This window comes from Mycobacteroides franklinii (assembly GCF_001853795.1).
GTDB lineage: Bacteria > Actinomycetota > Actinomycetes > Mycobacteriales > Mycobacteriaceae > Mycobacterium > Mycobacterium franklinii.
Window position 1 is genome coordinate 409769 of the sequence record NZ_MLIK01000004.1, and the last position, 25939, is coordinate 435707.

Annotated in this window: 19 protein-coding genes; 9 read left to right on the top strand and 10 right to left on the bottom strand. The window is 64.9% G+C overall.

Annotated features, from left to right (window positions below; all coding sequences use genetic code 11):
- Positions 1 to 2: 2 nt before the first annotated feature.
- Positions 3 to 1451 carry a flavin-containing monooxygenase gene (locus BKG76_RS02515; protein WP_070935682.1) on the bottom strand — a complete coding sequence of 483 codons (1449 nt, stop codon included), beginning with the start codon at positions 1449 to 1451 and terminating at the stop codon, positions 3 to 5.
- Positions 1448 to 2305 (bottom strand): SDR family oxidoreductase, encoded by an 858-nt coding sequence (locus BKG76_RS02520; protein ID WP_070935684.1) that lies wholly within the window; start codon positions 2303 to 2305, stop codon positions 1448 to 1450. The genes BKG76_RS02515 and BKG76_RS02520 overlap by 4 nt, the downstream gene beginning before the upstream one ends.
- Before the next feature lie 88 nt (positions 2306 to 2393).
- On the opposite strand from BKG76_RS02520, the gene BKG76_RS02525 reads away from it, so the two are divergent.
- Genes BKG76_RS02525 through BKG76_RS02535 form a run of 3 tightly spaced genes read left to right on the top strand, consistent with a single transcriptional unit; the run spans position 2394 to position 4864 of the window.
- Positions 2394 to 3029 carry a TetR/AcrR family transcriptional regulator gene (locus BKG76_RS02525; protein ID WP_070935686.1) on the top strand — a complete coding sequence of 212 codons (636 nt, stop codon included), beginning with the start codon at positions 2394 to 2396 and terminating at the stop codon, positions 3027 to 3029.
- Positions 3030 to 3089: 60 nt separating this feature from the next.
- Positions 3090 to 4379 (top strand): magnesium transporter MgtE N-terminal domain-containing protein, encoded by a 1290-nt coding sequence (locus BKG76_RS02530; RefSeq protein WP_070935688.1) that lies wholly within the window; start codon positions 3090 to 3092, stop codon positions 4377 to 4379.
- Complete coding sequence (locus BKG76_RS02535; protein WP_070935690.1) at positions 4376 to 4864, top strand: DUF1003 domain-containing protein; 489 nt, start codon at positions 4376 to 4378, stop codon at positions 4862 to 4864. Before BKG76_RS02530 ends, BKG76_RS02535 begins: the two co-directional genes overlap by 4 nt.
- A 2-nt stretch (positions 4865 to 4866) precedes the next feature.
- On the opposite strand, the gene BKG76_RS02540 is transcribed toward BKG76_RS02535, so the two are convergent.
- On the bottom strand, positions 4867 to 5523 hold the full coding sequence (locus tag BKG76_RS02540) for a response regulator (RefSeq protein ID WP_070935692.1): 657 nt from the start codon (positions 5521 to 5523) through the stop codon (positions 4867 to 4869).
- Positions 5516 to 6730, bottom strand: a complete 1215-nt coding sequence (locus tag BKG76_RS02545) for a sensor histidine kinase (protein WP_070935694.1) — start codon at positions 6728 to 6730, stop codon at positions 5516 to 5518. The genes BKG76_RS02540 and BKG76_RS02545 overlap by 8 nt, the downstream gene beginning before the upstream one ends.
- Before the next feature lie 134 nt (positions 6731 to 6864).
- On the opposite strand from BKG76_RS02545, the gene BKG76_RS02550 reads away from it, so the two are divergent.
- On the top strand, positions 6865 to 9777 hold the full coding sequence (locus tag BKG76_RS02550) for an MMPL/RND family transporter (protein ID WP_070935696.1): 2913 nt from the start codon (positions 6865 to 6867) through the stop codon (positions 9775 to 9777).
- Here the strand turns inward: BKG76_RS02550 and BKG76_RS02555 are convergent.
- Positions 9774 to 10157, bottom strand: a complete 384-nt coding sequence (locus BKG76_RS02555) for a hypothetical protein (protein WP_070935698.1) — start codon at positions 10155 to 10157, stop codon at positions 9774 to 9776. The two genes, BKG76_RS02550 and BKG76_RS02555, sit on opposite strands and share 4 nt — an antisense overlap.
- A gap of 101 nt (positions 10158 to 10258) precedes the next feature.
- On the bottom strand, positions 10259 to 10885 hold the full coding sequence (locus BKG76_RS02560; protein ID WP_070936811.1) for a TetR/AcrR family transcriptional regulator: 627 nt from the start codon (positions 10883 to 10885) through the stop codon (positions 10259 to 10261).
- 52 nt (positions 10886 to 10937) lie between these two features.
- Here BKG76_RS02560 and BKG76_RS02565 point away from each other — a divergent pair, with 52 nt between their 5' ends.
- Positions 10938 to 11768 (top strand): class I SAM-dependent methyltransferase, encoded by an 831-nt coding sequence (locus tag BKG76_RS02565; protein ID WP_070935699.1) that lies wholly within the window; start codon positions 10938 to 10940, stop codon positions 11766 to 11768.
- Positions 11769 to 11790: 22 nt separating this feature from the next.
- Here the strand turns inward: BKG76_RS02565 and BKG76_RS02570 are convergent, their stop codons facing one another.
- Positions 11791 to 12027, bottom strand: coding sequence for a DUF3618 domain-containing protein (locus BKG76_RS02570; RefSeq protein ID WP_070935701.1), 237 nt, complete (start codon positions 12025 to 12027; stop codon positions 11791 to 11793).
- Positions 12028 to 12110: 83 nt separating this feature from the next.
- Between BKG76_RS02570 and bcp the strand changes: the two genes are divergently transcribed.
- Genes bcp through BKG76_RS02590 form a run of 4 tightly spaced genes read left to right on the top strand, consistent with a single transcriptional unit; the run spans position 12111 to position 14974 of the window.
- Positions 12111 to 12584 (top strand): thioredoxin-dependent thiol peroxidase, encoded by a 474-nt coding sequence (gene bcp / locus BKG76_RS02575; protein ID WP_070935704.1) that lies wholly within the window; start codon positions 12111 to 12113, stop codon positions 12582 to 12584.
- A 17-nt stretch (positions 12585 to 12601) separates the two neighbouring features.
- Positions 12602 to 12991 carry a tautomerase family protein gene (locus BKG76_RS02580; protein WP_070935706.1) on the top strand — a complete coding sequence of 130 codons (390 nt, stop codon included), beginning with the start codon at positions 12602 to 12604 and terminating at the stop codon, positions 12989 to 12991.
- Positions 12992 to 12995: 4 nt separating this feature from the next.
- Entirely contained in the window at positions 12996 to 13367 is a 372-nt protein-coding gene (locus BKG76_RS02585) for a hypothetical protein (RefSeq protein ID WP_070935707.1), read from the top strand.
- Entirely contained in the window at positions 13364 to 14974 is a 1611-nt protein-coding gene (locus BKG76_RS02590) for a DHA2 family efflux MFS transporter permease subunit (RefSeq protein ID WP_236737512.1), read from the top strand. The genes BKG76_RS02585 and BKG76_RS02590 overlap by 4 nt, the downstream gene beginning before the upstream one ends.
- On the opposite strand, the gene BKG76_RS02595 is transcribed toward BKG76_RS02590, so the two are convergent.
- Genes BKG76_RS02595 through BKG76_RS02605 form a run of 3 tightly spaced genes read right to left on the bottom strand, consistent with a single transcriptional unit; the run spans position 14971 to position 25161 of the window.
- Positions 14971 to 15456 (bottom strand): NUDIX hydrolase, encoded by a 486-nt coding sequence (locus BKG76_RS02595; RefSeq protein WP_070935709.1) that lies wholly within the window; start codon positions 15454 to 15456, stop codon positions 14971 to 14973. The genes BKG76_RS02590 and BKG76_RS02595 overlap by 4 nt on opposite strands.
- 46 nt (positions 15457 to 15502) lie before the next feature.
- Entirely contained in the window at positions 15503 to 15907 is a 405-nt protein-coding gene (acpS, locus tag BKG76_RS02600; protein WP_070935711.1) for a holo-ACP synthase AcpS, read from the bottom strand.
- Positions 15904 to 25161: a type I polyketide synthase gene (locus tag BKG76_RS02605; RefSeq protein ID WP_070935713.1), complete on the bottom strand. Its 9258-nt coding sequence runs from the start codon at positions 25159 to 25161 to the stop codon at positions 15904 to 15906. The genes acpS and BKG76_RS02605 overlap by 4 nt, the downstream gene beginning before the upstream one ends.
- Positions 25162 to 25939: the final 778 nt, after the last annotated feature.

Consider the following 25939-nt stretch of genomic DNA (forward strand, 5'->3'; position numbering starts at 1 on the left):
CATCACTGCAGGATGTAGTGGCTCTCTTCGGGAGATGCGAGCATGCGCTCCATCGTCTTTCGATCAAAGGGCCATAGGTCGACGGATCCGTCGTCGGTGAGGTACCAGGAGTTACACCCGGTGGCCCACACGGTCGGCTTCATCGCTTCGCGCGCTTGGTCATTGAACTCATCAGTGGCCTCGCGGCTCACTTCCACGGTGTTGATCTCGCCGCGGGCGAAGCGATGAAGCCAGCTGATGATGTATTCGGCGGTGCGCTCGGCCGTGTGCTGAAGCCAAATCGAGCCGGTCGGTGAGTTGGGGCCAAGCACGGTGAAGAAATTCGGGAAGCCGGGGATCGCGGTCATCCGGTAAGCCTTGGGACCCTTCTCCCACGCCTCGTCAATCGAGTACCCGTCCTTGCCAACCAGATTCATAGGGCGCATGTAGTTGTGCGCCTGGAATCCGGTCGCCAGCACAATCACGTCGAAATCACGTTCGACACCGTCGACCGTAACGATTCCGGTTGGCGTAACCCTGTCGATGCGATCGGTGACGATCTCCACGTTCGGCTTCTGGACGGCCCGATGGAACGACCCGGACAGCACCTGCCGCTTGCACAGCGGCTGGTAGTCCGGGGTGAGTTTCTGACGCAGCTCCTTGTCGCGGATCAAGTGCAGGCACGCGCGTGCGTACTGCTGCACGAGACGCCGCCCCCAGCTGGGCCGGGTCACAATGTTCACCAGAGCATCGGTGCCCGTGAGCGCGGTCAACCGCACGATGCGTTGAGTCGGCAACGCCTCCAGCACCTTGGTGACAAACTTTGGCTGCCGCATCGCCATCGGCGCCCACAGCACCCACTGCGGAGTCCGGATGAAGGACGTCACCTGCTCGACGATGGGTTGCATCGCCGAAACAACCTGCACCCCGGTGGAACCCGTTCCGATGGCAGCAACGCGCTTGCCTTCCAACTGCACCGAATCGTCCCACCGTGCGGTATGCACCACGTTCCCCTGGAAGCTGTCGAGCCCGGGGATGTCAGGAATGTTCGGGTGGTGCAGCACTCCCGTGGCGGCGATCAGAAAGTCGCACTCGAGCGTCTCCCCTGCCGCGGTGGAGACCCGCCAGCCGGCCCCGGTGAACTCCGCGGCCGTGACTTCCTGCCCGCACCGAATATGCGACATCACACCCAAGTCCTCGGCGGCCTTGCGGTGATACGCCTGAATCTCGCCACCGGTGGCGAACAGTCGCGGCCAGTCGGTCCGGGGCGCGAACGGGTACTGGTAGGCCTGCGACGGCACGTCACAGGTCAGCCCCGGGTAGCGGTTCCAGTACCAGACACCGCCGACGTCATCACCCTTCTCCAGAATGGTGAAATCGTTGAAGCCGGCCTCTTTGAGCTTGTGTCCCACGGCAATTCCGGCCATCCCCGCCCCGACGACGACGACCTTCGGGTCACGCCCATCGCTCATTTCTGATGCTCCTTGCTCTGACGCTCGATGCGTTCGATATAGGCGCCGCGGGCGTTCAGGTCGAGCGATGTCAGCGCACGACGGTCATCGATGAGCCGGCGGGCAAGTCGCTCAACCGGTTCGGGCACGAAAAGATCCACCAGCCCCCATCCGAAGGCGAGCCAGCCGGGCACCGAAATCTGTGCGCGACGGGTATCGACGCTGCGAACAATCGCGGCCGCCACATCCTCCGGATCGACGGTCGGCATTCCCTTGCCCAGCGGCGCCCCCGAGGCCAGTTCGGTCCGGACCGCGCTCGGCAGTACGCAGCTGATGCTGACGCCACTGTTCCCGTATTCCTTGCGCAGCGCCACCGATAGTCCGACGGCACCGAACTTGGAGGCGTTGTAGGTGACCATCCCGGGAACGGCCAACTTGCCCGCCATCGACGCCACGTTGACGATGTGTCCACGCCCGCGGGCCACCATCTCCGGCAACGCGGCCCGCGCACCATTGAGCGGACCGCGCACGTTCACGTCGAGGATCAAGTCGGTGGTGCGTTCGTTCTCTTCGACAAACCCGCCCAGCGGCATGACACCGGCGTTGTTGATCAGGATGTCAACGGGCCCGGATTCACTGCGCACGCGGTCGAGGAACGCGGCCCACGACTCGGGCTTGGTGACATCGAGGGCACCCGCCTGCGCATTGCGGATGCCGTGCGCTGTCTCCTTGGCGACCACGTCATCGACGTCACCAATCCACACGTCGGCGCCCCTGTCGGCGAAGAGGCGCGCGGTCGCCGCGCCGATTCCTCGGGCCCCGCCGGTGATGACGACCACCGCGCCGGCCAGCTCAATTTTCGGATAACGACTCACATCAACCTCCAGCGGAACGGAATGGCGTGTCAGTTTCGGAATGATATGTCATTCTTGAGATGTGTCAAGGTCGGTAGGATCGCCCATCATGTCGATAAGTCCGGCTAGCTCCCCCGCGCTCAGTCGCGCAGAGCGCAAGAAGCTCGAAATGCGGCAGGAGATCTTGGACGCGGCGTTCGCGTGCTTCTCCGAGCAGGGCTACCACGCCACCGGTGTGGCGGATATCGCCGGACGGATCGGGATCGGCCATGGGACCTTCTACCGGTACTTCAAGAGCAAACGAGACATCATCGAGCATGTCATCGATGACGTCACCGGACAGATCTTTGAGGCGATCGGCGCCGAGAACGCCGCAGGACTCGCGGACGACATCGAGCAGTACCGGCAACAATCGGTCCGGATCGGCGCAGCTCTCGCACACCTGTTTCGCGACAACCCGCATCTACCACTACTGCTCCTCGAAGCAGGTTCGGTGGACAGCGAGCTGCGCGAGCGCGTCTTCGGCATGCTCTCCACAAGCGATCACCTCACCGAGGCATACCTACGGCACGGAGTCGAAAAAGGTTACCTACGCGCCGATCTCGACACCGAATACACCGCCCGTGCAGTGACGGGGATGATCCTGGCCAACGGACTGCACGCGTCACGGGGCGGCGAGGTACAGGACACCGAGCGATTCTCGGCCGCCGTCATCGCACTCATGTACGGCGGAATCGGCCCCTAACCACCCAACTCGCGACACCGGCGCACGGCCGCAATGGGGTTACCCCCTAACCTTGCTGTCATGGCCGCAGTGAGCAAGGTGTTCGCAGCCAGGCTCTCAGGCCTGGTTGTTCTGGGCCCGGACGGCGAGTCGATCGGACGGGTTCGCGATGTCGTGATCGGCATGGGCGTTGCCCGAAAACAGCCGCGCGTCATCGGGCTCGTTGTCGAAATGCTCACGCGCCGAAGAATCTTCGTGCCCATGCTGCGGGTCACCGCCATCGAGCCCGGATCGGTGACACTGAACACCGGAAACGTCTCATTGCGCCGCTTCGAACAACGCCCCAGCGAGGCATTGGTCCTGGGCCAAGTCCTGGACACCACCGTGCACACCGACGATCCCGAGCTCGAACAGTTCGCCGGAATAGATCTCACCGTGGTGGACCTGGGACTCGAGCAGACCCGCACCCGCGACTGGGTGGTCACCCGCGTGGCGGTGCGAAGCCCGCGACGGCTGGGACGGCGCAGCGGTGTACAGGTCACCGAATGGAGCCACATCCAGGGATTGACGCCCTCAACCCTGAACTTGCCCGGGCAGGGCGTGGCCCAGCTGATGCTTCAGTTCGAGGGCATGCGGCCGGTCGAGGTGGCCGATGCCATCCGCGAGCTTCCGCCCAAGCGACGGGACGAGGTACTTGGCGCGTTCGACGACGAGCGGCTGGCCGACATCCTTCAGGAACTTCCCGAGGATGATCAGGCCGCGGTGCTGACCAAGCTGGAAGACGAACGTGCCGCGGATGTGCTGGAGGCGATGGATCCCGACGATGCCGCCGACCTGTTGGGTGAACTACCACCCGCAGAGGCCGAATCACTTCTGGCGCTGATGGATCCGGAAGACTCCGAGCCGGTCCGCCGACTGCTCACCCACTCCCCCAACACCGCCGGCGGCATGATGACGCCGGAGCCCGTGATTTTGAGCCCCAACACCACCGTCGCCGAAGCACTTGCCCGCGTGCGTGATCCGGACCTGACACCCGCACTGTCCTCGCTGGTGTTCGTGGTCCGACCGCCGACGGCGACCCCTACCGGCCGCTACCTGGGATGCGTGCACCTGCAGCGGCTGCTGCGCGAACCTCCCTACGCGATGGTTGGCGGCATCCTCGATGCCGATCTGCCCTATCTGGACGCGGAGGCGCCGTTGGCCGAGGTGACTCGTTACTTCGCCGCCTACAACCTGGTGTGCGGCCCGGTGATCGACAGGGAGGACCACTTGCTCGGTGCTGTCACCGTGGACGACGTGCTGGATCACCTGATGCCCGACGGCTGGCGCGCCGAGGAGCCCGAGTCTGTCACGGGAGGTGACCGCTTATGAGTGAGACGTCGGCACGACAAAGGCTCGATACCCCGCGCACCTCGCGCGGGCTGTCCCTCGGTCTCGACGTGGAAGCCGTCGGACAGGTCAGTGAAAACATCGCCCGCTTCCTCGGGACCGGGCGATATCTCGCCATGCAGACGATATTCGTCCTGGTATGGATTGCGTTGAACCTCTTCGCGGTTGGACTGCAATGGGATCCGTACCCGTTCATCCTGCTCAACCTGGCGTTTTCCACCCAGGCCGCCTACGCGGCGCCACTGATCCTGCTGGCTCAGAACCGACAGGAAAACCGCGACCGCGTGTCACTCGAAGAGGACCGCAGGCGGGCCGAACAGACGAAGGCCGATACCGAGTACCTGGCCCGGGAGCTCGCCGCCCTGCGGCTGGCGGTTGGCGAGGTCGCGACCCGTGACTACCTGCGCCGCGAGCTGGAACAAATACACGAGGCACTGGAGAAGATCCGCGAAAAGGACCTGCTGTAACCCTATTTGGGGGTCACGATGCCGTGATCGTAGGCGTACACGATGGCCGCAGCCCGATCGCGCAGATCGAGTTTGACGAAGATCCGCCCGATATGACTCTTGACGGTCACCTCCGATATCACCAACTGTTCGGCGATTTCAGAGTTGGTGGCGCCGGAGGCGATGAGCGCCAACACATCCAGCTCCCGCGCGGTGAGTTTGCCCTCGGCATCTCCCGAGGCCGCGGCAGGCGCCCGCCGATAGTCGTTGAGCACACGCGATGTCACCGCCGGATCTAGATACGCCTCTCCCCGGGCCACCGCGTGCACCGCACGGACCAACTCCTCGGCGGGCGAGTCCTTCAGAATGAATCCGGCAGCACCGGCACGCAGCGCGCCGGAGAGCAGCTCGTCGTCGTCGAATGTGGTGAGCGCCAACGCCGGTGGACCCTCGCAGGCGTGAAGCAAACGAATCGCCTCGATACCGCTCATCTGCTTCATCCGCAGATCCATGACCACCACATCGGGCCGCGTATGGACCACCGCCGCCGCTACCTCGCTGCCGTCGGCGCACTCCCCCACAATCGCGAATCCGTCTTTGCGGCGCAGAATCCGGCGCAACCCCGTACGAACCAACTCCTGATCGTCCACCAGCAGCACGCCCACTTCGGTGTCAGTCATGGCGCCACAACGCCTTCCGTCGCGAACGGCATGGTGACCCATCGGACGCCATGGGAACCATTGCGGAAACCGTCCAGCCGTCCTCGCCCATCCCGGCACGGAACTCACCGCCGAGCGTCTCGATGCGCTGGCGCATTCCCGAAAGCCCACCTCCCGAACACACATCCAGACGGAATCCGGCGGCCAAGTCGTTACTCACGGTCAGACTCGCCACCGAGTCGTTGATATCAAGGAGTACCGCGGCCGACGACTTGGGCGAGTGCTTGGCGATATTGGCCAAAGATTCCTGAGCCACTCGATACAGTGCCAAACCCACGCCAGCGCTGACAGACTCATCTGCCCCGTAGATATGCGACTCCACAGCCATCCCCGCCGCGGTGAAATCGGCGATCAGGTCAGGGATGTCTGCGATCCCGGGTTCCGGAGCCAACCGCATCGGCTCGACGCCGCCAGGTCCCGCACTCAGCAGACCGACGGTTCCCCGGATATCCGACATGGCTTGACGACCAAGACGTTCGGCATCGAGCAGTCCCGCGACGGCGTCGTCCACATCGTGGTCCTCCTGCAACACCCGCCTGGCACCGGTCAGATGGAGCATCGTCACGGACAGGGAATGCGCTATCACGTCATGGATTTCACGTGCGATGCGGCGGCGTTCATCGGCGGCGGCTTGTTCCTGCATGCGGACCTGTTGTGCGCGTTCCTGCAGGAGTAGGCGTTGTTGCAACTGCATGATGCGGCCGATCAACCACCCACAGATCACGAAGAACATCATGAAGAGCGAGAAGGTTCCGAGATGATTCAGCTGTTCGGCCACCACGAGCAATGCCACACAGGCGCCAATGGAAGCCAGACCGGCGCGGACCGATGCCAGCGCGCCGACCTCCCCCACCGTGAACATCAGCAAGAAGGGGGCAGCGTCCACGACATTCGATGGCCAGGTCAGAAATAGTCCGACCCCAGCAAGAGCGCACGTCACGGTCCAGAACGTGTTCAGTTTGTAACCGGCACAGATGAACACCAGTATCGGGGTGAGCGCGAGCAGGCTCGCCACGATCGACAGCCACGGGCGGGTCACGTCTCGCTGTATCACCGCGCAGCCGACGATCAGCAGCGTGCTGCCGTACATCACCACGGGCACGGTCCACGGAAACTCATACGGCACCAAGGCACGGCGCTGATACGCCCATTCTCGGAACCGGTCCATCAGGCCAGCGTAGAGGCGGTCGCCGGGTCATACATCATGCTTGGCGCGGATCCGCGTCTCCTACCACGGTAGGAGAACAAGTCTCGCCCGCAGCACGACGACGACGCCCGGCCTCCTCCGTAGCGTCGGCAGGCATGTGGGACGCCATCGCAAGGTTCTCCAGCCGCTACGCGGTTCTGATCATCGGACTATGGATGCTGGTCGCCGGGGCGGGAAATCTACTTGTGCCGCAGGTGGAAAGCACGGCACACAACCATGCCCGCGGCTTCCTGCCGAAGGACGCACCGGTCAACGCCGCGGGTGCTGTCATGGGCAAGCAGTTCCAGGACGGTGCCGGTAACAATCTCAATTACCTGGTGCTGGAAAGCGATCACAAGCTTGGACCCGTCGAACACCAGTATCACGATCGGCTGCTGACCAAACTGCGTGCCGATGCCGCTCATCTGGACTCCGCGATGGACCTCTGGTCCGACCCGTTGACCGCCGAGGGGGCGCTCAGCCCTGACGGCAAGGCGGTCTACACCATGCTGCGGGTGAACGGTGAGCTCGGCGCCGCGAGAGCTAACGACGCGCTGACTGCCGTTCGCAAGATCGTCGCCGACGAATCCGCACCCACCGGGATGCACGCCTGGGTCACCGGTCCGGGAGCCACCATTGCCGACGAGCTCACCGCCATCGACACACAAATGCTGATGATCACCGGTGTCACCGTGGTACTTATCGCGGTGCTCTTGTTCGTTGTATACCGATCCGTCATCACCGCGGCGATTCCGTTGCTGACCGTGGGCCTTGGGCTCGCAGTGGCCCGCTCCATCGTCGCGTTCCTCGGCGAGCGCGATCTCATCGAGGTGTCCATCTTCTCGGTATCGCTGCTCGCCGCATTGGTTCTCGGCGCGGCAACCGACTACGGCATCTTCCTGCTCGGGCGCTATCACGAGCAGCGCCGCGCGGGAGTGGATCACGAGCAGGCCCTCGTCATGGCGAATCGTTCCGTGGCGCCGGTCATCGCGGCTTCCGGGTTGACGATTGCCGCAGCCCTTTCCTGCCTGCTCTTCGCACAGGTCGGCATGTTGCGCAGCGCCGGATTACCTTGTGCCATCGGGATACTCACCGGAATGGTGGCCTCGTTGACGCTATTGCCCGCACTTATCGGACTGGCGGGCCGCCGGGGCCTGGCGCAACCACGTGCTCTGCAGCAGGGATCAAGCCAACCCGGGCGCCGCTGGCGCCGGGTAGGCGCCATGGTGGCGCGCTGGCCGGGCCCGGTCCTGGCCGGATCGCTGCTGGTTCTCGTCGTCTGCGCGCTTCCCGTGGCCGGCCTGCGTCTCGGGTTCGACGAGCTTGCCGCCCAACCGCTTTCCACGCACGCCAACCGCGGATATCAGGCGATGGACCGGCACTTTCCAGCGAATCGGCTGCTACCGGAAATCGTCTCGATCGAATCCGACCACGACCTGCGCAACCCTGCCGGAGTGATCGGTGTTGAGCGAGTCACCAAGAAGCTGATGGAGATTCCCGGGATTCGTATGGTGCAGTCGGCCTCGCGACCAGCAGGCTCAATTCCGGAACAGGCTGCGCTGACCGAACAAGCCGGGATCATCGCCGATCAGTTGAACGACGGCACCGCCCAGATGAGCCAGCGTTTAGGGGCCGTCGACCAACTCGCAACGACACTCAGCCAGTTCTCGGGGGCCATCGCCCAGTTGCAGAAGGGCCTGGCCGGCGGGGTGAGCGGACTGGGCGAGCTCAACGGCGGCATCGGTGACATGCACTCGGGAATGAAAGCGCTGCAGGACAACGTGTCCCAGGTCTCCGGGTACATGGAACCACTGCGCAACTTCACCAACGGCAACCCCAACTGCGCCAACGACGGCATCTGCTCATTGGTGCTCAAGGCCGTCGAACCGATGGATTCCGTGGTGGCGGCGACGGCGACGCTGACCGCCAGCACCGACAAGTTCGGCGCCGGTGCCCAGGGAATGCAGAAATCGTTCTCCGGTGCCGTGGATTCGGTGAAGAACATGAGATCCACCGTCGCGCAGCTCAGTGCGGTCACCGATCAGCTCACCAAGGCCGTGGGTGAGACGCGGACCATGTTCTCTGGGCTCACCGAGTACCTACGGGCCATGCGCGAGGATTTCCGTAGCAGCGGCGAGGGAGGTTACTACCTGCCGCAACGCGCTTGGCAGGACCCGCGATTCCAGCGTGCGGCCGGGCTCTACTTCGGCCCGGACGGGCGCTCCACGCGCATGATGGTGTTCGGCGACGGCCAGGTATTCGGCGCCGACGGCGCACATCGGTCTCCGCAGATCATGCTCGCGGTGAGCGAGGCCACCAAGGAGGGCACCCTGGCGGGCAGCTCGGTGAACCTCACCGGATTCGGCACGGGCACTGCCGAATTGCGCGGATATGTCAGCGAAGATTTCCTCCTGCTGGCGGCGGTGGCACTCGCGTTGGTCTTCCTCATCGTGCTGATCATGTTGCGTAGCCCGGTCGCGGCCGCAGTGGTGATTGGGACGGTGATCATCTCGTATGTGTCGGCCCTCGGTGTCACCACGCTGATCTGGCAGGACATGCTGGGTCGCGACCTGCATTGGGCCGTGCCCTCCATCGCCCTGATCGCGCTGGTCGCCGTCGGTGCCGACTACAACCTGCTTCTCACCATGCGGATGCGCGAGGAGGTGTTCCTGCACGGAGCGGGCTTGCGTACCGGCATGATTCGCACGTTCGGCGGGACAGGTGGGGTCGTCACCACGGCCGGAATCGTCTTCGGGATCACCATGTTCGCGATGCTGTCCAGCGACGTGCTGAGCATTGAACAGACAGGCACGACGATCGGCGTGGGCCTGATGATCGACACACTCGTGGTCAGAACGTTCGTGGTGCCGGCGATGGCGGGCGCGCTGGGCAAGTGGTTCTGGTGGTCGCCGGTGCCGTTGTTGCACGGCCTGCTTTTCCGGTGGTCCAAGACGCGCTCGCCCCGCACCGCCGGTGTGCTCTCCTACCTGTTGACGAGGCCGTCGCGGTTGGAGAGAACCCGGGCCTAACCGTCTGGCTCGGCGTCCCTGTCGATGAGGCGGCGCGGAAACGCCAAGATGCCGGCCACCGACAGCAACCATGCGCACAGGCGCATCACGTCGATTCCCACACCGGGCGCGGAGGTCTGGTCGATAACCCAGGTCGACCGGGCGTCGAGCGCGAATGCAAGAACCACACCGAGCGCGACCGCCATCGAGATCCGATCGAACTCTTCGCGCTCCGGCCAGTAGTGCAATACCGTCGCTGCGATCCCGACCAACAGCACCACGGCAAGGCGCACACTGTCGACACCATAGAACACCGTGAATGCGAACCCGACGACATAGAGCATCATCGCCGAGGCCTTGAATGCGGTCGCGTCGAGCCGTAGACCAGCGACGATTATCATCGAAACCCGGCCCGTGCGCAGATACTTTGCACGGGGTAAGACTACCCAGGTAGCAGTGCAATAGTGATGTGTTGCAGCGAATATTACCCAATCGGGAATGGCTACCCCATTCTGCGCGCGAGGTCCTCCTGCGCCGATTTTGCCTGCTCAGGGGTGAGTAGCGGGTTGGCGTACACATCGACCAGCGTGGCGGCCATCTTCAGATCACCCTCGGGCGAACCGACATCCACTCCCAAGCCACGCGAAACATGTTGCTGAAGCAGCGGGACCGCCAATGCCATGGCAGTGATGACCGTGGCGCGGGATTTCACGTCGACCTCGGGGGGATGGGCGCGGTTTTGGTCCGCAGCAGCCAGCCAGCCTTCGGTCATCGCGACCATCTCGTCGAAGACCTGCCCCGCGGAGCCTTCTACCAGGGCCCTGGTGATGTAGGCCTGGTATTGGCCGATGGGAATGCGCGCCGAGACATAGTGCACATCACCGCGTTCCACGTTCGAGCGCACCTGCTCGTTGATGGTGCGCATCGTCTTGACGAGGTATTCATCGCAGGCGTCCCGCAGTTCCTGCTTGGACCCGAAGTGATGCCGCAGCAGCCCGGAAGACACTCCGGCGCGGGCGGCGATCCCCCGAATGGTCGCGCCGTCGTATCCCTTGTCGCCGAACTCGCGCAGTGCCGCATCCCGTATCCGGGCGCGCGCGGTGAGGTCGTCGGGATCCACGGTCTCCATCGCCATATTTTACACGGCTGGACAATTGACTACACGCTTGTATAGTCGAGTCATGGGCATCGACACGAGCGGAGTTACCCCCGAGGAAGAGACCGCCTTTCTCACCCTGAAAGCACGGGCCGTCAACGACGGTTGGCAGCGGCCGATCCTGTCGGACCCAGGCGCAGCGGCGGCCGTCGCCCGAATCGACTACGACTTCGACGCACTCGGCGTGATCGCCCCTGTTGTATGCCAATCATCGCTACGCGCAAAGCTTCTCGATGACAGGGTGCGTACCTTTGTCACCGCACACCCGAACGCGGTGGTAGTCGATCTGGGGGCGGGTCTCGACGATGGATACCGGCGCATCCAGCCGCCGGCCGCCGTCGACTGGTACAGCGTCGACCTGCCCGGAATGGCCAGGCTGCGCGATGAGGTGATGCCGCCGGGGCCCAACGAGCACACCATCGGGGTATCCATCACCGACCCGGCGTGGATCAACGGGATACCGTCGGATCGTCCGGCCATGGTGATCGCCGATGGATTCTTCGCGTTCCTGACCAAGGAACAGATCATCGCGACGATGCGGGCCGTCACCGACCACTTCCCCACCGGGCAGCTCGCATTCAACGACTATGGCCGCATGGTCGTGGGCGTGTGGATCTCAAAGCTGTTTCCGCAGAAGATGTTCAAGAAAGTCAATCAGGTGCGAGGGTTCGAGGGCTACAACGATCCACGCACCCCGGAACGATGGAACCCTCGGCTGCGGTTTGTCGAAGAGTTCAATCTGGTGGACGCGCCGGAGATCGATCTGTTTCCGACCTGGCTGCGAATCTCCTCACGCATAGCGCAGCACAGCGCGTCGATGAGACGGTCCGCCCGCATCCTGCGATTCGAGTTCTAGGCGCGGTCGGCGAACAGCTGGATCAGTCCTTGCGGAACTTGCGCACGACCTTGCGGACCACCAGTGCGGCAACCACGGCGCCCACACCGAGGATGGTGAATTTGATGGCCGGCTTGTTCAGGGTCGCGAGCACCGACGCCTTGGCATCCTCGGCCAGACGCTGTGGGTTTGCGCGGTCACTCAGGGTGTCGACCGTGGCCGCGAGTTGATCGCGCGCCTTATCGATGTCGGCCTTGATTGCCTCTGGATCCCTGGCCACGTGTACTCCTCCACGTCAGTGGTTGAAACTCAAGCAACTACCCTAGGGCAACAACTGTACGGGTCAACAGAAAGGCACCGGTGATGGCGGAAACCAAGCGGCTCGAAGTTGGCGACAAGGCCCCAGCGTTCACCCTGCTCGACGCCGACGGCAAGAAGGTGTCACTGTCCTCCTACAAGGGCCGCAAGGTGATCATCTACTTCTATCCCGCGGCCATGACCCCAGGCTGCACCAAACAGGCCTGCGACTTCCGCGACAGCCTCGCCGAGCTCAACGAGGCGGGTCTCGACGTCATCGGTATCTCCCCCGACAAGCCCGAGAAGCTCGCCAAGTTCCGCGAACGCGACGGTGTGAACTTCCCACTGCTATCCGATCCCGACAAGGCGACGCTGACCGCGTACGGCGCCTTCGGCGAGAAGAAGCTGTACGGAAAGATCGTCGAGGGCGTCATCCGATCCACGTTCGTCGTGGATGAGAAGGGCAAGATCGAGGTGGCACAGTACAACGTGAAGGCCACCGGTCATGTCGCCAAGCTGCGCCGCGACATCTCCGTCTAGACCGCCAGGGAGGGCAAATGCCCGACATTCTCGTAGAGGTCAGGGGTTCATGGCTCGAGGGAAAACAGTCCGAGTTCCTTGACGCGGTGCATCGCGGCGTGGTCGAGGCACTCGCCACGCCGGCCGACGAGCCGCTGGCACGCCTCATCGAACACGCCGCGGCCAACTACGCGATTCCGCACGCCGCCGGTGATCGGTTCACACGGATCGAAATCGTGCTGTTCCAGGGACGCTCGCTAGAGGCCAAACGCGACCTGTATCAGGCCATCGTGCGAAACCTCGAAGTGTTCGGCGTACCTCCGGGCGATATCAAGGTCGTGCTGATCGAAATCCCGTCCGAAAACGTCGGATTCAGGGGCGGCAAGGCCGCCTGCGATGTCGACCTCGGATACTCGCTGAAAGTCTGAGATCTTGCCACTGATTGACATCACCTGCGGTCCGCGGGTTACCGACGCTGCCCGCCTCGAGCTGGCAGAGATCCTTCCTCACGCGGTCTCCCTGGCGGTGCAATGCCAGGACGAGCCGTACGACCAGCTCCTGCAGCCCGGTGATGTACTGATCCGCTTCCACGAGATCGGACCGTTCGACCGATTCGACATTGATGTTCTCGTCGAGGTGAAGTCGAAGTGGTTCTCCGATCGGGCCGAGGACCGTCAGCGTCGTGCTGAGGCGATCCACGACGCGGTCCGCACCGTCATCGAAGACGGCCAGAGTGCCGGTGTCTATCTGACCTTGCCTGTCGCGGCGTGGGACCAGAGCGACCGTGAAGCCCCCGAACAGTGAGGACTGCCCTGCCAGAAAACGCCCGCAAGTGGCTCGGCTTGGCCGCCATCGCGTTGGGCGTGGCGCTGATCGTCGTCGATACCACGATCGTCAACGTCATCATCCCGTCGATCGTGCGCGACCTCGGCGTCACTTCGGCACAGGCTCAGTGGGTGCAGGAGTCGTACGCGATCGTGTTCGCGGCGCTGTTGTTACTCGTTGGGCGCATCTCCGACATTCTGGGCGCCCGCAGCGTTTTCCTCACTGGTGTAGTGGTTTTCGGCGCAACGAGCCTGCTCGCTGGTATGGCCGCCACCGGAGGGTGGTTGGTACTGGCCCGCTTCCTGCAGGGTGCCGGAGCGGCACTGATCCTGCCGACATCACTAGCTCTGCTCAACGCGCAATTCACGGGAAAGGAACGCGGTCAGGCATTCGCCGTGTGGGGATCCACCATTGGTGCTGCCACGGCTCTGGGCCCTCTACTGGGCGGCTGGCTGTCCGAGCATGCCTCGTGGCGTTGGGCTTTCGGAATCAACATCCCGCTTGTCGCGGTGATCTGCATCGGCGCGCTGGTCTTCATTCCCCGCTCGCAGCGCACCCAGGCGAAAGTGGATGTGACCGGAGCTGTGCTGTCGATCATCGGTTTGGGCTTGCTCGCCTTCGGACTCATCGACGGTCGCACATACGGATGGATACACAGCACCGAGCCGTTCGAGTTATTGGGCGTTCGGTGGACGTTCGATCTGTCGCCGGTATTCGTGGCGCTTGTCCTTGCGGCACTTGCCCTCATCGCCTTCGTGCTCCGGCAGGTGGCGCTGACCCGGGATATCGATCCAGGACAACCGACAAAGGCGTTGATGGATGTGCGGCTCTTCTCCATTGGTTCGTTCCGCAACGGCAACATCGCGACATTGATTATCGGGATGGGCGAGTTCGGGATAGTGGCGGTGCTGCCGCTGTGGCTGCAATTCGCGCAGGGGTACAGCCCCGTCCAAGCCGGACTCGCCTTGGTACCGATAGCGCTCGGCAGCTTCGCGGCCAGCGGCGCCAGTTTCGCGATGACGTCACGAATCTCCGCGCTGGGTTTGGTCCGCATAGGTCTGGCGCTGGAAGCACTGGGGCTGGCGGCGGTCGGATTCATCGCGCGGCCCGATACCGCGTGGTGGATCCTCGCCTTGGCGCTGTTCGTGTACGGGATCGGTATCGGCTTTGCCACCGCCCAGGTCACCAATGTGGTCCTCAGCGATGTCCCCGACCGCAGTTCCGGGCAGGGGTCCGGCATGCAGAGCGTGTTCCGTCAGCTGGGTTCCGCTTTGGGCATCGCGGTACTGACGACTGCCTTCTTCAGCGTCATCAGCAGCCAACTCGCCCGGACCCTGGCAGATTCGGGTGTCCCGCCCGATCAATCCGATTCCGTTGCGCGCACGGTAGTCCGTAGCGCCGGGGCCGCCATCGACGAGTTCGCCCGTCAACCGCAGACCGCCGGAATCGCCGACGCGGCCCGACAAGCAATGGCCCATGGCGTGGAGTTGGGCAGTTACTTGGCCGCGGCATTCCTCGTCGTTGGGCTGGCTGCCACATTTCTCATCTCGCCGGCCACTACTGCAGAGCCTGCGCCGCTCCCCTAGTCCTGCGGGCCGGCGATATCGAAAACCGTGGCGACGCTATCGGTATCCGCCGCAAGCTCGATCCGGCGACGCATGTCCTCGGCCATATCCGGCATCGCCGCGATATCGAACCACTGCGCGGCGACGTTCTCGCCATCGGCCGGGTAAGGCGATCCAGAGAGCCAGTCCATTCGGAACACGTGGTCCAGGTACTGGGCGTGATCGCCATTGACATGCACCATCGGCCGGCTCACGTGCACCCACACCAATCGCGTGGGCAGAGCACGAACACCGGCCTCTTCCCATACCTCCCGGATGGCCGAATCTGCCGGGTTCTCGCCCGGGTCAACGATCCCGGTGACCGCGGTCCACGCACCGTTGTCGGCACGCTTGACCAGGAGCACCTGCTCGTCGCGGATCACCACACCGGTCACACCCGGCAACCACAGCGGCGCGTGCCCCATGTGCCGACGCAGTTCGAGAACGAATTCGGGAACAGGCATAGGCACTTCTTAACAGACGGCACCGCATCCCACCGGCGGCCCGCCGCTACGAGGAGGCTTCGCCCTCCTGCTCGAGCACGACGAACGCCGCTGCGGTGTCACCGTCATGCGTCAAGGTCACGTGCATCGTCATATCCGCCAGGTACTCGGCGATCGCCCCGGAAAGCCGGATACGCGGGCGGCCCCAGGTGTCTGTCACGACTTCGATGTCCCGGTGGATGTTCTCCGGCAACACCGGCCGCTGCGAATACCGCGACCCCGACCACGCCTTGATGACTGCTTCCTTGGCCGCCCATCGAGCCGCCAGGTACCGTGCCTCACCACCGGTCTTCGAGGCCGCGTCACGCCGCTCCCCTGGCGTGAACGCGGACCCGAAAGCCGTCCCGGGACTGGCTAGTTGCTCTCCAAACTCGGAGATGGTCACTAGGTCGATCCCGATACCGACAATCACCGGTGGTAGACCTCGTCTTCACTGAGACGCGCACCCGGATCCAGCAGCATCGCGGCTTCCTGACGCTTCTCCGACTCGTCGTGATCGTGGTCGAAGCGACGACCGTCCGGCCGCTCGTACATCGGCCGGCCACCGGCCATGGCCGAGGCCAGACGGCGCTGGCCGGCGAGAATACGCTCACGCGAACGCTTCTCGTAGTCAGCACGATCCTCCGGGCGCAGCGAGGCAATGAACGCCTGTGGGTGCACCAGTGCCACCAGACCCGACACGTGACCGAAGCCGAGGCTCGTCACCAGGCCCGCCTTCAGCGGCAGCTTCTCCTTGAGCGGCAGCGACTCCCGCAACCACACGAAGTGCTGGCTGGTGGACAACTCGTCGTCGACACAGTCCAGGCTGCGGTTCGGCGGGATGACCCCGTCGCGCAGCACCTGGCACAGGCCCAGCATCTGGAACACCGCGGCACCACCCTTGGCGTGGCCGGTCAGGTTCTTCTGCGAGATGACGAACAGCGGCGCACCATCCGAGCGACCCAGCGAGGCCGCGAGCCGCTCATGCAGCTCGGTCTCATTGGGATCGTTGGCCAGCGTGGACGTGTCGTGCTTGGAGATGACGGCGATGTCATCGGCGGTGACGCCCAGCTTGTTCAGCGCGCGCGCCAGATCCGAATCCTTGCCACCTCGCCCAGCGGCCAGCGCACCCAGGCCCGGCGCCGGGATGGAGGTGTGCACACCGTCACCGAACGACTGGGCGTAGCCCACCACGGCCAGCACCGGCAGGCCCATCTTCAGGGCCAGGTCACCGCGCGCCAGCAGCACGCTGCCACCACCCTGCGCCTCCACGAAGCCGAGGCGACGGCGGTCATTGGCCCGCGAGAACCGCTTGTCCGCAATGCCCTTGGCCCGCATCATCTCGGTGTCGGCGGTCGCGGCCATGTCACCGAAGCCGATGATGGCTTCCAGCGTCAGGTCGTCGAACCCGCCGGCCAGCGCCAGATGCGCCTTGCCGAGCCGGATCTTGTCGACACCTTCCTCGACGGACACCGCCGCGGTGGCGCAGGCCGCCACCGGGTGGATCATCGCGCCATAGGAACCGACGTATGACTGAACCACGTGCGCGGCGACGACGTTCGGCAGTACTTCCTGCAGGATGTCGTTCGGTTTGTTACGGCCCAACAGGTTTCCGTGGTACATGGTCTGCATCGAGGTCATGCCACCCATGCCGGTGCCCTGTGTGTTGGCCACCAGGCTCGGGTGCACCCAACGCATCAGTTCGGTCGGGGTGAAGCCCGCCGACAGGAACGCGTCCACGGTGGCGATCATGTTCCACAGCGCCACCCGGTCGATGGAGCTGACCATGTCCGGGGTGATTCCCCACACGGTCGGATCGAAACCGGTCGGGATCTGTGCACCGACGGTCCGCGACAGCTTGGTCTTGCGCGGCACGCGAACCTCGGTACCCGCCTTGCGCGTCACCTGCCAGTCGCTGCCATCGGGCAACGGCTGGATGGTGGTGTGCTCGGGATCCCACTTCACGAACTCGCGGGCCTCAGCCTCGGTGGACACCGTGAAGGTGAAGTCCTTGTCCAGGAACACCGAAACCAACAGCGGCGACGCGTGATCGGGGTCGATCGCACCGTCGTCCACGAACTCGCGGACACCGATGTTGCCGACCACCTTGTCGTGGTAACGCTCTACCAATTCCGATTCGGGAACCAGCTCACCGGTTTCGGTGTCATACCAACCGGCCTCGGGGTCGTTCTCCCACTTGACCAGTCCGGTGGTCCAGGCAAGCTCCAGGACGCCGGCCGCCGACAGCTCGTCGTCAACCTCCATCTCGTAGCGGGTACGCGAGGAGCCCAGCGGACCAAGCTCACCACCACCGACGATTACCACCAGGTCCGCGGGGTCGACGTCGAGGTCGGCCCACTCAGGCGGCAGCGTCGAGGTGTAACCCCGCGGCGGAGAAGGCAGTGCCGCAATGAAGTTGGGGTCATCCTCCTCATCGAACGTCGCTGCGGCTTCGGCCTTGGCCTTGGCCTCCATGTCCTCACGGGCCTTGGCGGCCAGCTCGGCCATATCGAGCTCAACCTCGGCCAGCCCGCCGGTGAGATCCTTCTCCACCGGCGCCTGTGCGGCCTGCACGCGCGCCTCCGCGTTGCACAGCGCCAACAGCATCGAGGCCATATCCGCGGTGGAGTACGTGGTGACTCCGGCTTCTTCGACGGCGGTGACGATGGCGTCGTTGTGACCCATCAGCCCGGTGCCGCGGGTCCAGCCGATCAGGGCGTGCGCCAAGCTGACTCGCGACGCCCACGACGATTCCGCCTTCCAGCGGGTGACCAGCGCATCGAGAGCCGCCTTGGACTCGCCGTACGCGCCGTCGCCGCCGAACATGCCGCGGTTCGGCGAACCGGGAAGCACCACGTGCAGACGCGAGGCGATGTCGCGCTCGGCACCGATGGCCGACAGGCCGCCGATGAGCCGCTGCACGGCCCACAGGAGCACCTTCATCTCCATCTCGGCACGCGACCCTGCCTCCGACAGATCCCCGACCACCTTCGGTGCGGCGAACGGGAACAGCAGCGTCGGGGTCTGCGCATCCTTGAGGTGAATCGACATCGGCCCAAGGCTTTCGGACTGCTCGGTGCCCACCCACTGCACCAGCGCGTCGATGTCGGCGTACGAGGCCATGTTCGCCGGCACCACCCACAGCTTGGCGCCGAACCGTGCGCTCTCGCGGTACAGGTTGCGGTAGAACACCAACCGGGCCTCGTCAAGACGCGAGGTGGTCGCGATGACCGTCGCACCGCCGGAGAGCAGCGCGGCCACCACCGAGGCGGCGATCGAGCCCTTGGACGCACCGGTCACTACCGCGACCTCGCCGCCCCACTTGCCCTGATCGGGGCTCTCGGCACCTGCGGCGATGCGACCGTACAGCGAGGCGTGCACATTGCGGCCCTGCGCCAGCGACTTGCCCTGCCACCAATTGGCCTGCGTGCCGACGGCATGCCCGGCACCTTCAAAGCTTTCGGCCAAATGTGCCCACTGGCTGTCGATCTCGTCTTCCTCGGTGATCCACAACCGCGCCAGGTCTTCACGAGCACTGGCCCAGCGGTCGTCGAACACCACTGCCTTCTTGGCATCGAAGCTCGGCGCCACCAAACGCGGCCAGTCCGAACCCAATTCGGCAGAAACCAGCTCGACGAGTTCGGTATCGGCAGCGCCATCGGGAGTCACGACCGGAGCCGACAGGCCCAGCTGGTCGAGCACCAGACGGGCAGCCGAGGCCAAAACGCCCTCGCGGCCGGTGATCTGATCGGTGAACTCACTCAGCGCGGCAGCGTCGACGGTCGCACCGGCGCCACCACCCGCCGACGGCAGCGACACACCGACACCGCGACGGCCTGCCACCGCGGCAACGGCAGCATCGATCGCGGCATCCACGGCATTGCCATCCGCCAGCGTGCTGGGGGCCAAGCCACCGAGGTCGCCACCCCGGACGCTGGTGCCCTCACGGGTACCCAGGGACAGCTCGACAGTGACGTGCTTGACCCAGCCCGGGCCGAGTTCCCACGTCTTGGTGACCCGCTCGGCGATGGCGGTGGGGCGCTTACCCGACGGCCCGAAGACGGTCTTGAGCTGATCGTTGATCGAGTCCGAGAGCACCGGGCCGAATGGCTTGTAGGTGCGCGCCAACTTGGTGACCTGCACCCGCAATCCGGACAGATCCGCTTCCGCGGCACCGTCGATGGCGCTCAGGTTCAGCTCGGAGCCCAGGTCGACCAGCAACTGGTTACGGCGCGAAGAGGCACCGTCGGTGAGGCTCTCGATGGAGTCCACCGGCTCAATCTGGTCGATGCGCATCTTCGTCGAAAGCGCGATCAAGGCCAGCGTCGCATCAGAGGCATCGAACCCGATGTCGTCCGGACGCGGACCGCCGCTCGGCGCCGCGGGGGCGGCAGCGGGAGCCGGAGCCGCCTCGGCGGATGCGGAGGAAGCCGCAGTGTTCTCCACGGGTTCTTCGATTTCGGGCTCGGGTTCCGGATCACTGTCCGTGCCGAACAGCACCGCATGGTCGCGTTCGACGTTGAGCACCTCGACCGAGCTGTGGCTGAACTCGGGCAGCTTCAGGGTGTTGTTGGCCAGACCGGCGACCGTCGGCATCGACTTCACGCCAACCTCGACGAACCGCTCCACACCGAGACCGCCCGCGGCCTCCTCGGTGAACAGCAGGTCCTGGGTCTCGATCCACCGCACCGGGCTGGCGAACTGCCATGCCAGCAGCTCGATAAGCACCTTGCGGCACAACAACACCGGCTTCTCGTTACGCCACGTGTCGTAGTCGGCGAGCACCTCATCGAGCGGCTCGGCCGGAACCAGATCCCGGATCTCCTGGATGAACTCGCGATCCAAGGTGAACGGCTTGGGCACCAGGTTCGGGATGTACTTGCCGATGATCAGGTTCGGATCGCCATCCATGGGCAGAACTCGCTCGAGGGAACGGCGGAACTCGGCAACGCCTACCCGCAGCACCTCGGAGTGGAACGGCACATCGATACCCGGCACCATGATGAAGGAGCGGCGGCCGCCGAACGCCTCGCGCCGCTTCTCGACCTCGGCCTCCAGCAGCTCAAGGCCGCGCACCGTGCCGGCGATCGCGTACTGCGAACCCCGCAGGTTGAAGTTCACGATCTGAAGAAACTCTCCGGAATGCGCCGCGATATCGGCGACGAACGCCTGGACGTCGGCGTCTTCTAGCCCGATCTGCGACGGACGGATCGCCGCCAGTCGGTAGTTACTGCGCCCCTGCTCATCTCGCGGCACGATGTCGTGCATCGCCGACCCGCGGTGGAAAACCACCTCGAGCAGACCGTCCTGTGGAATGACCCCACTGACGGTGGCCAGCGCGGTGTACTCACCGACGGAGTGACCACAGGTGATCGCGTCCTCCACGAACGACCCGGATTCCTTCATCTCGGCGATCTGCGCGGTAGCCAAGGTAGCCATGGCCACCTGGGTGAACTGCGTCAGGTACAGCACGCCCTCGGGGTGCTGATAGTGCACGCCGCCGGCGATGAGACTCGTCGGGTTGTCCTTCACGACGTGCAGCACCGAGAAGCCGAGGCGCTCACGGGTGAACTTGTCGGCCTTGTCCCAGACCTTGCGGGCGGCCTTGGAACGCGAACGCACGTCCATACCCATGCCCTTGTGCTGAATGCCCTGACCCGGGAACGCGTAGACCGTCTTGGGCGCGGCGAGGCGTGCGGTCGCCGACATCACCAGATCGGTGCCGACCTTGGCCTGGACCTCTACAACCTCTGCGCCGGAATCGATTCCGACACGATCCACGCGCACATCAACCTGGTCGCCCGGCTGCACCATGCCCAGGAAACGAGCCGTCCAGCCGATGAGCGTGCGCGGCGGGGTGCTGGAGCCGTCCGCGGAGGTGACCACGTGCTGTGCGGCAGCCGAGAGCCACATGCCGTGCACGATCGGCGATCCCAGCCCGGCCAGCAGCGCGGCCGACTTGTCGGTGTGAATCGGGTTGTGATCGCCCGAAACCACCGCGAACGCCCGCATGTCGGTCGGCGCGAAGATCTTGGCGTCACGACGACGGCGACGAGTGGTATCCACCTCGTGCTCGGAGAGCGCACCGCCGGCCCGGACCGGGTCGGTCAGCTCGGCTGCGCCGTTGCGCCCGAGGATGGCGAACCGCTCCCGCAGGGTCGCCAACACGGTGCCGTCGGCTGTCGCCACGGTGACGTCGACGGGGACGACCCGGCCGACCTCGGTGTCGGTGGCAGCAGAAGCTGTTGCAGTGACGGTCAATTCGGCGCTTTCGGCAGGAAGCGCCGAGAGCAGGTGCGCGGCGTGGTCCAGGTGCACCAGGGAGAGCAGACCCTCGATTACGCCGGTTCCGTCCTCGGTCTTGGCCTCGCCGATGGCGGCGAACACGGCCGGCCAGCACAGGCCGACCAGCGCGTCCGGCACGGTGGACGATCCGGGGGCCAATGGCGCGGGCAGCACCGCGGTAACGCCGGTGTGGTCAGCGACGCGCTCCGGATCCCACTGCGCGACAACACGTGCGGTCCCGTTCTCGACCAATGACGCCGGGCCCGCTGCATCGTCGAACCCGCCTGCGACCGCGAGCACGGTCCGCATGGCGGCGGCCGCCGCCTCGGTGGTCACCACCGGGGTGCCACCGTCTCGCGTGGTGACGGGCAACGTCAGGTCGATGTCGACCCAGGTACCCGACAACGGGACGCTCAGACGCACCGAGTCGTCGCCGGTGACCTCAAGACGGGCGCCGGTCGAAGGATGTGAAGCGGTGCGGTCTTCGAAGACCTGCCAGGCTCCGTCGGGAGCGATCCGATGCACCGGGTTGACGGCAATACGTCCGGACCACAGCACATCTGGCGCGTCCAGTACTGTCGCCAACGGGCCCTCGACATCCCAGCGGCGACGCAGGCGCGTGCGCACCGGCAGCGGTTCGACGCCGGTGGCGACGACCTCGTCGATAGCGGTCTGTTCGAACCGGTTCAGCAGCTCGCCCACCGGCTCGTCGACCCGGGTGATCCCGGCAACCGCGGCGGTGCCAGGAATGATGCACACCTGCTCGGCGGTGTAGCGGGCGTCGTGCGCCTGCCACAGCGAGTCACTGCGCCACCAGCGGCGCACATCCTTGTCGATGACGGGCACGAAGTTGACGGGCTTGCCGAGGGTCTTGCACAGCGCGACGAAGAAGGGCACGTCCGCCGGGTGCAGCTTGATGGCGTCGGCTTCCGGGTAGCGCTGCAGCAGGGCCGCGATGGCATCGGCCGGGCGCTCCAGCAAGGCCTCGTCGACGAACAGGGTCTCGACGGGCCCAAAGTCCTTGGGGTGCAGCCGGGCTTCGGCACGCTTGAGCATCTGCTCGAACCGATCCCGCCAGGTGATGTCCAGCCACGGCGAATGCGCCACGGCGGTGTCGGCGGTGCTGTCGCCGTCACCGATGGACAGTTCCACATACCGGTTCAGCCACTGCGCGTACGTCATCTCCGTGACGTCGCCGAAGTACTGCTTGGCGGTCAGCTCCATCGCGGCGATGATCTCGTCGCGGCGCTTGGCCACGGCATCCGCGTCACCGGCCACGTCGTCAAGCAGGCGGCCACAGCGCGAGGCTGCGTTGTCGATCTCGTGGATGTCGGCGCCCAGCTGGCTGCGCCCGGAGGCCATGCCGCCCTGCGCTTTTCCGGCGGGCACCCATTCCGGGGTGCCCTGGGTCTCGACGAGCATCTGCTTGACCGACGGCGAGGTGGTGGCCTCCAGGGTGGCCATGGCCGCGGTGCCAACCAGAATGCCGTCGACCGGCATGAGCGGGAATCCGAACTTCAATGCCCAACGGCCACTGAGGTACTCGGCGGCCTGCTCCGGAGTTCCGATGCCGCCACCGACGCACACGGTGATGTTGGAGCGCGAACGCAGCTCCGAGTAGGTGGCCAGCAGCAGGTCGTCGAGGTCCTCCCATGAGTGGTGTCCGCCCGCGCGGCCACCCTCGACGTGCATGATGATCGGCCGGGTCGGAACCTCGGCCGCGATGCGCACCACCGAGCGGATCTGCTCGACAGTGCCCGGCTTGAAGACGATGTGGCTGAAGCCGATTTCGGTGAGCTCGTCGATAAGCGCGACGGCCTCTTCCAGCTCTGGGACACCGGCGGTGACGACGACACCGTCGATCGGCGCACCGGCCTGACGAGCCTTCTGCACCAAGCGCTTCGAACCCACCTGCAACTTCCACAGGTACGGGTCGAGGAACAGCGAGTTGAACTGGATCTGACGACCCGGCTCCAGCAACCCGGTGAGCTCTTGCATGCGGGCGCTGAAGATCTCCTCGGTGACCTGCCCACCACCGGCGAGCTCCGACCAGTGACCCGCATTGGCAGCGGCCGCAACGATTTTCGCATCGACGGTGGTCGGCGTCATACCCGCCAACAGGATCGGCGAACGCCCGGTAAGACGGGTGAACTTGGTGGACAGCTTGACCGAGCCGTCCGGCAGCGACACCACGGTGGGCGCGAACGAGGTCCATGCCCGGGCAACCTCGGGTACCGCACCGTGCATGAACAGGTTGCGCTGCCCGCCGCGCGTGGCGGTGGGCACGATCCCGATTCCCAGGCCGCGGATGACCGGGGCGGTCAGGCGGGTGAGGAGATCACCGGGGCCAAGGTCAAGGATCCAGCGAGCGCCGGCATCGGCGACGTGATTGACGTCATTCACCCAGTCGACCGGGGTGACGAGGATGGACTCGGTCAGTGCCTTGGTCAACTCGACATCAAGGCCTGCCGCGGCCGCCCAGCGACCGGCGATCTCGACGCCGTCGGCCAGGCGCGGGGTATGGAAGCCCACCTCGACATCGACCGGGTCGAAGACCGGGCTGAACACCGCGCCACCGCGCACCTTGTCCTTGCGCTCGGCGGTCTCACGCTCGGCGATCTGCTCGCAGTACAGCTCGAACCGCGAGAGCTGTTCGGGCGTACCGGTGATGACGACGGAGCGACGCCCGTTACGGATGGACAACGCGGGCGGCTGAACGGTGCGAACGTCCTGAGCGAACTCGTCGAGAAGCGCCTTGATGCGTTCTGGGTCGACATTGGTCACCGACACCATGGGCGTGCGATTACCGCGCACCACGATGCCGCGGCGGCGTGCGACCAAGGTGGCCGCCGCACCCACCAGCTGAGCAATGGCCAGCAGCTCGACATCGCGAGCGCCATGAGCCTTGAGCGCCTCGACGGCCAGCACGCCCTGCGAGTGTCCGATGACGGCGACCGGCGGCAGCTGGGCCAGATCCAGACCCTGGATCTTCAGCGCGCGGATCGCGGCCAATTGAGCCAGCAGCACGCCGGGCATGGAAACTGCGGCCGAGGTCAGCTGAGCGGCGGCGGGCACGGGCTCTTCCGCGGTCAGTGCACGCACCCAGGTGAGTGGTGTGAAGCCGACGGGACGCACCACGACCAGTTCCTTGGCGACGGGTTCCAGCCGCAGCTCGGCCTCGCCGGCGAGGGTGGCCAGCTCCGATTCGATGCCGGCCGAGGCCGCCAGATCCGCGAGAGATTCCAGCCAGTCACTGCCCTGGCCACCGAACGCCACCGCGTAGGGCTCACCGGACTCCAGACGATCGATCAGCGCCGGACCCGCACCGGGACCCGGATCGACCGCACCGTTGGCGTCGGGGTCCTCAGAGCTGGTCACCTTGTCGTATTCATTGATCGTCACGTCGCCGCCTACCCGTCTTTTCCGTCAGTCGTGATTCCAGCCGCGCCCGTGTCGTCGTCTCTGTCGATCGGGGCGTGTTGTGGCACGTTCCATCTGCACCATCACCGCAGGTCTGGATTTAAGAGTGTCATAAGAGGGGTGGCGATTTCTTCTGACGTAATAGTTACTGCCGAGTTCTACGCGGGAGTAACCACCGCTTACGTAACAGCAGGCCAGCCGCTGGCTACTAACCGCCGAATCAAACGTGCTGCGTGCAGGTGGTTACGGTCGAGTAGGTATAACATCGCAGATCAGACATGGATTGTTATCTAATCGTTATGTTTGATTGAGGTGGCGCCGACCACATTCGCGCGTGTCGCATCCGGCGGCTCCGAGAAGGCCGTCACAACCCCCAAAACTGAGAACGTGTGCCGAAAGTTTGCTGATACTGAAACACGGTTTCAACTTGCGTGACGGGTGTGACTGGTGATGTTTGTCCAGCGACACCTCAGACCGTGTGGACACCGCCTCCATCCGGCAGCACCGAAGATCGCGGACCTCACCGACCTAGGCCTGGACACGAGACTCCGCATCGGCCAGCATCCTGGGGGTTCAGCAATACCCGTCGGGGTCAGCGGTTTCGGTATCAACCGAGACATTCCACCAGTCACTGACCACAGAGCATCCGGTGCGCTCGCGACGTAGTGGCCCGTGTCGCGTCAGCACACACCCACCAAGGATGCCGTCCACCTCGGGCACGGCACGCCAGGCCGGTGCGACGACACACGGGCTCGTCAAG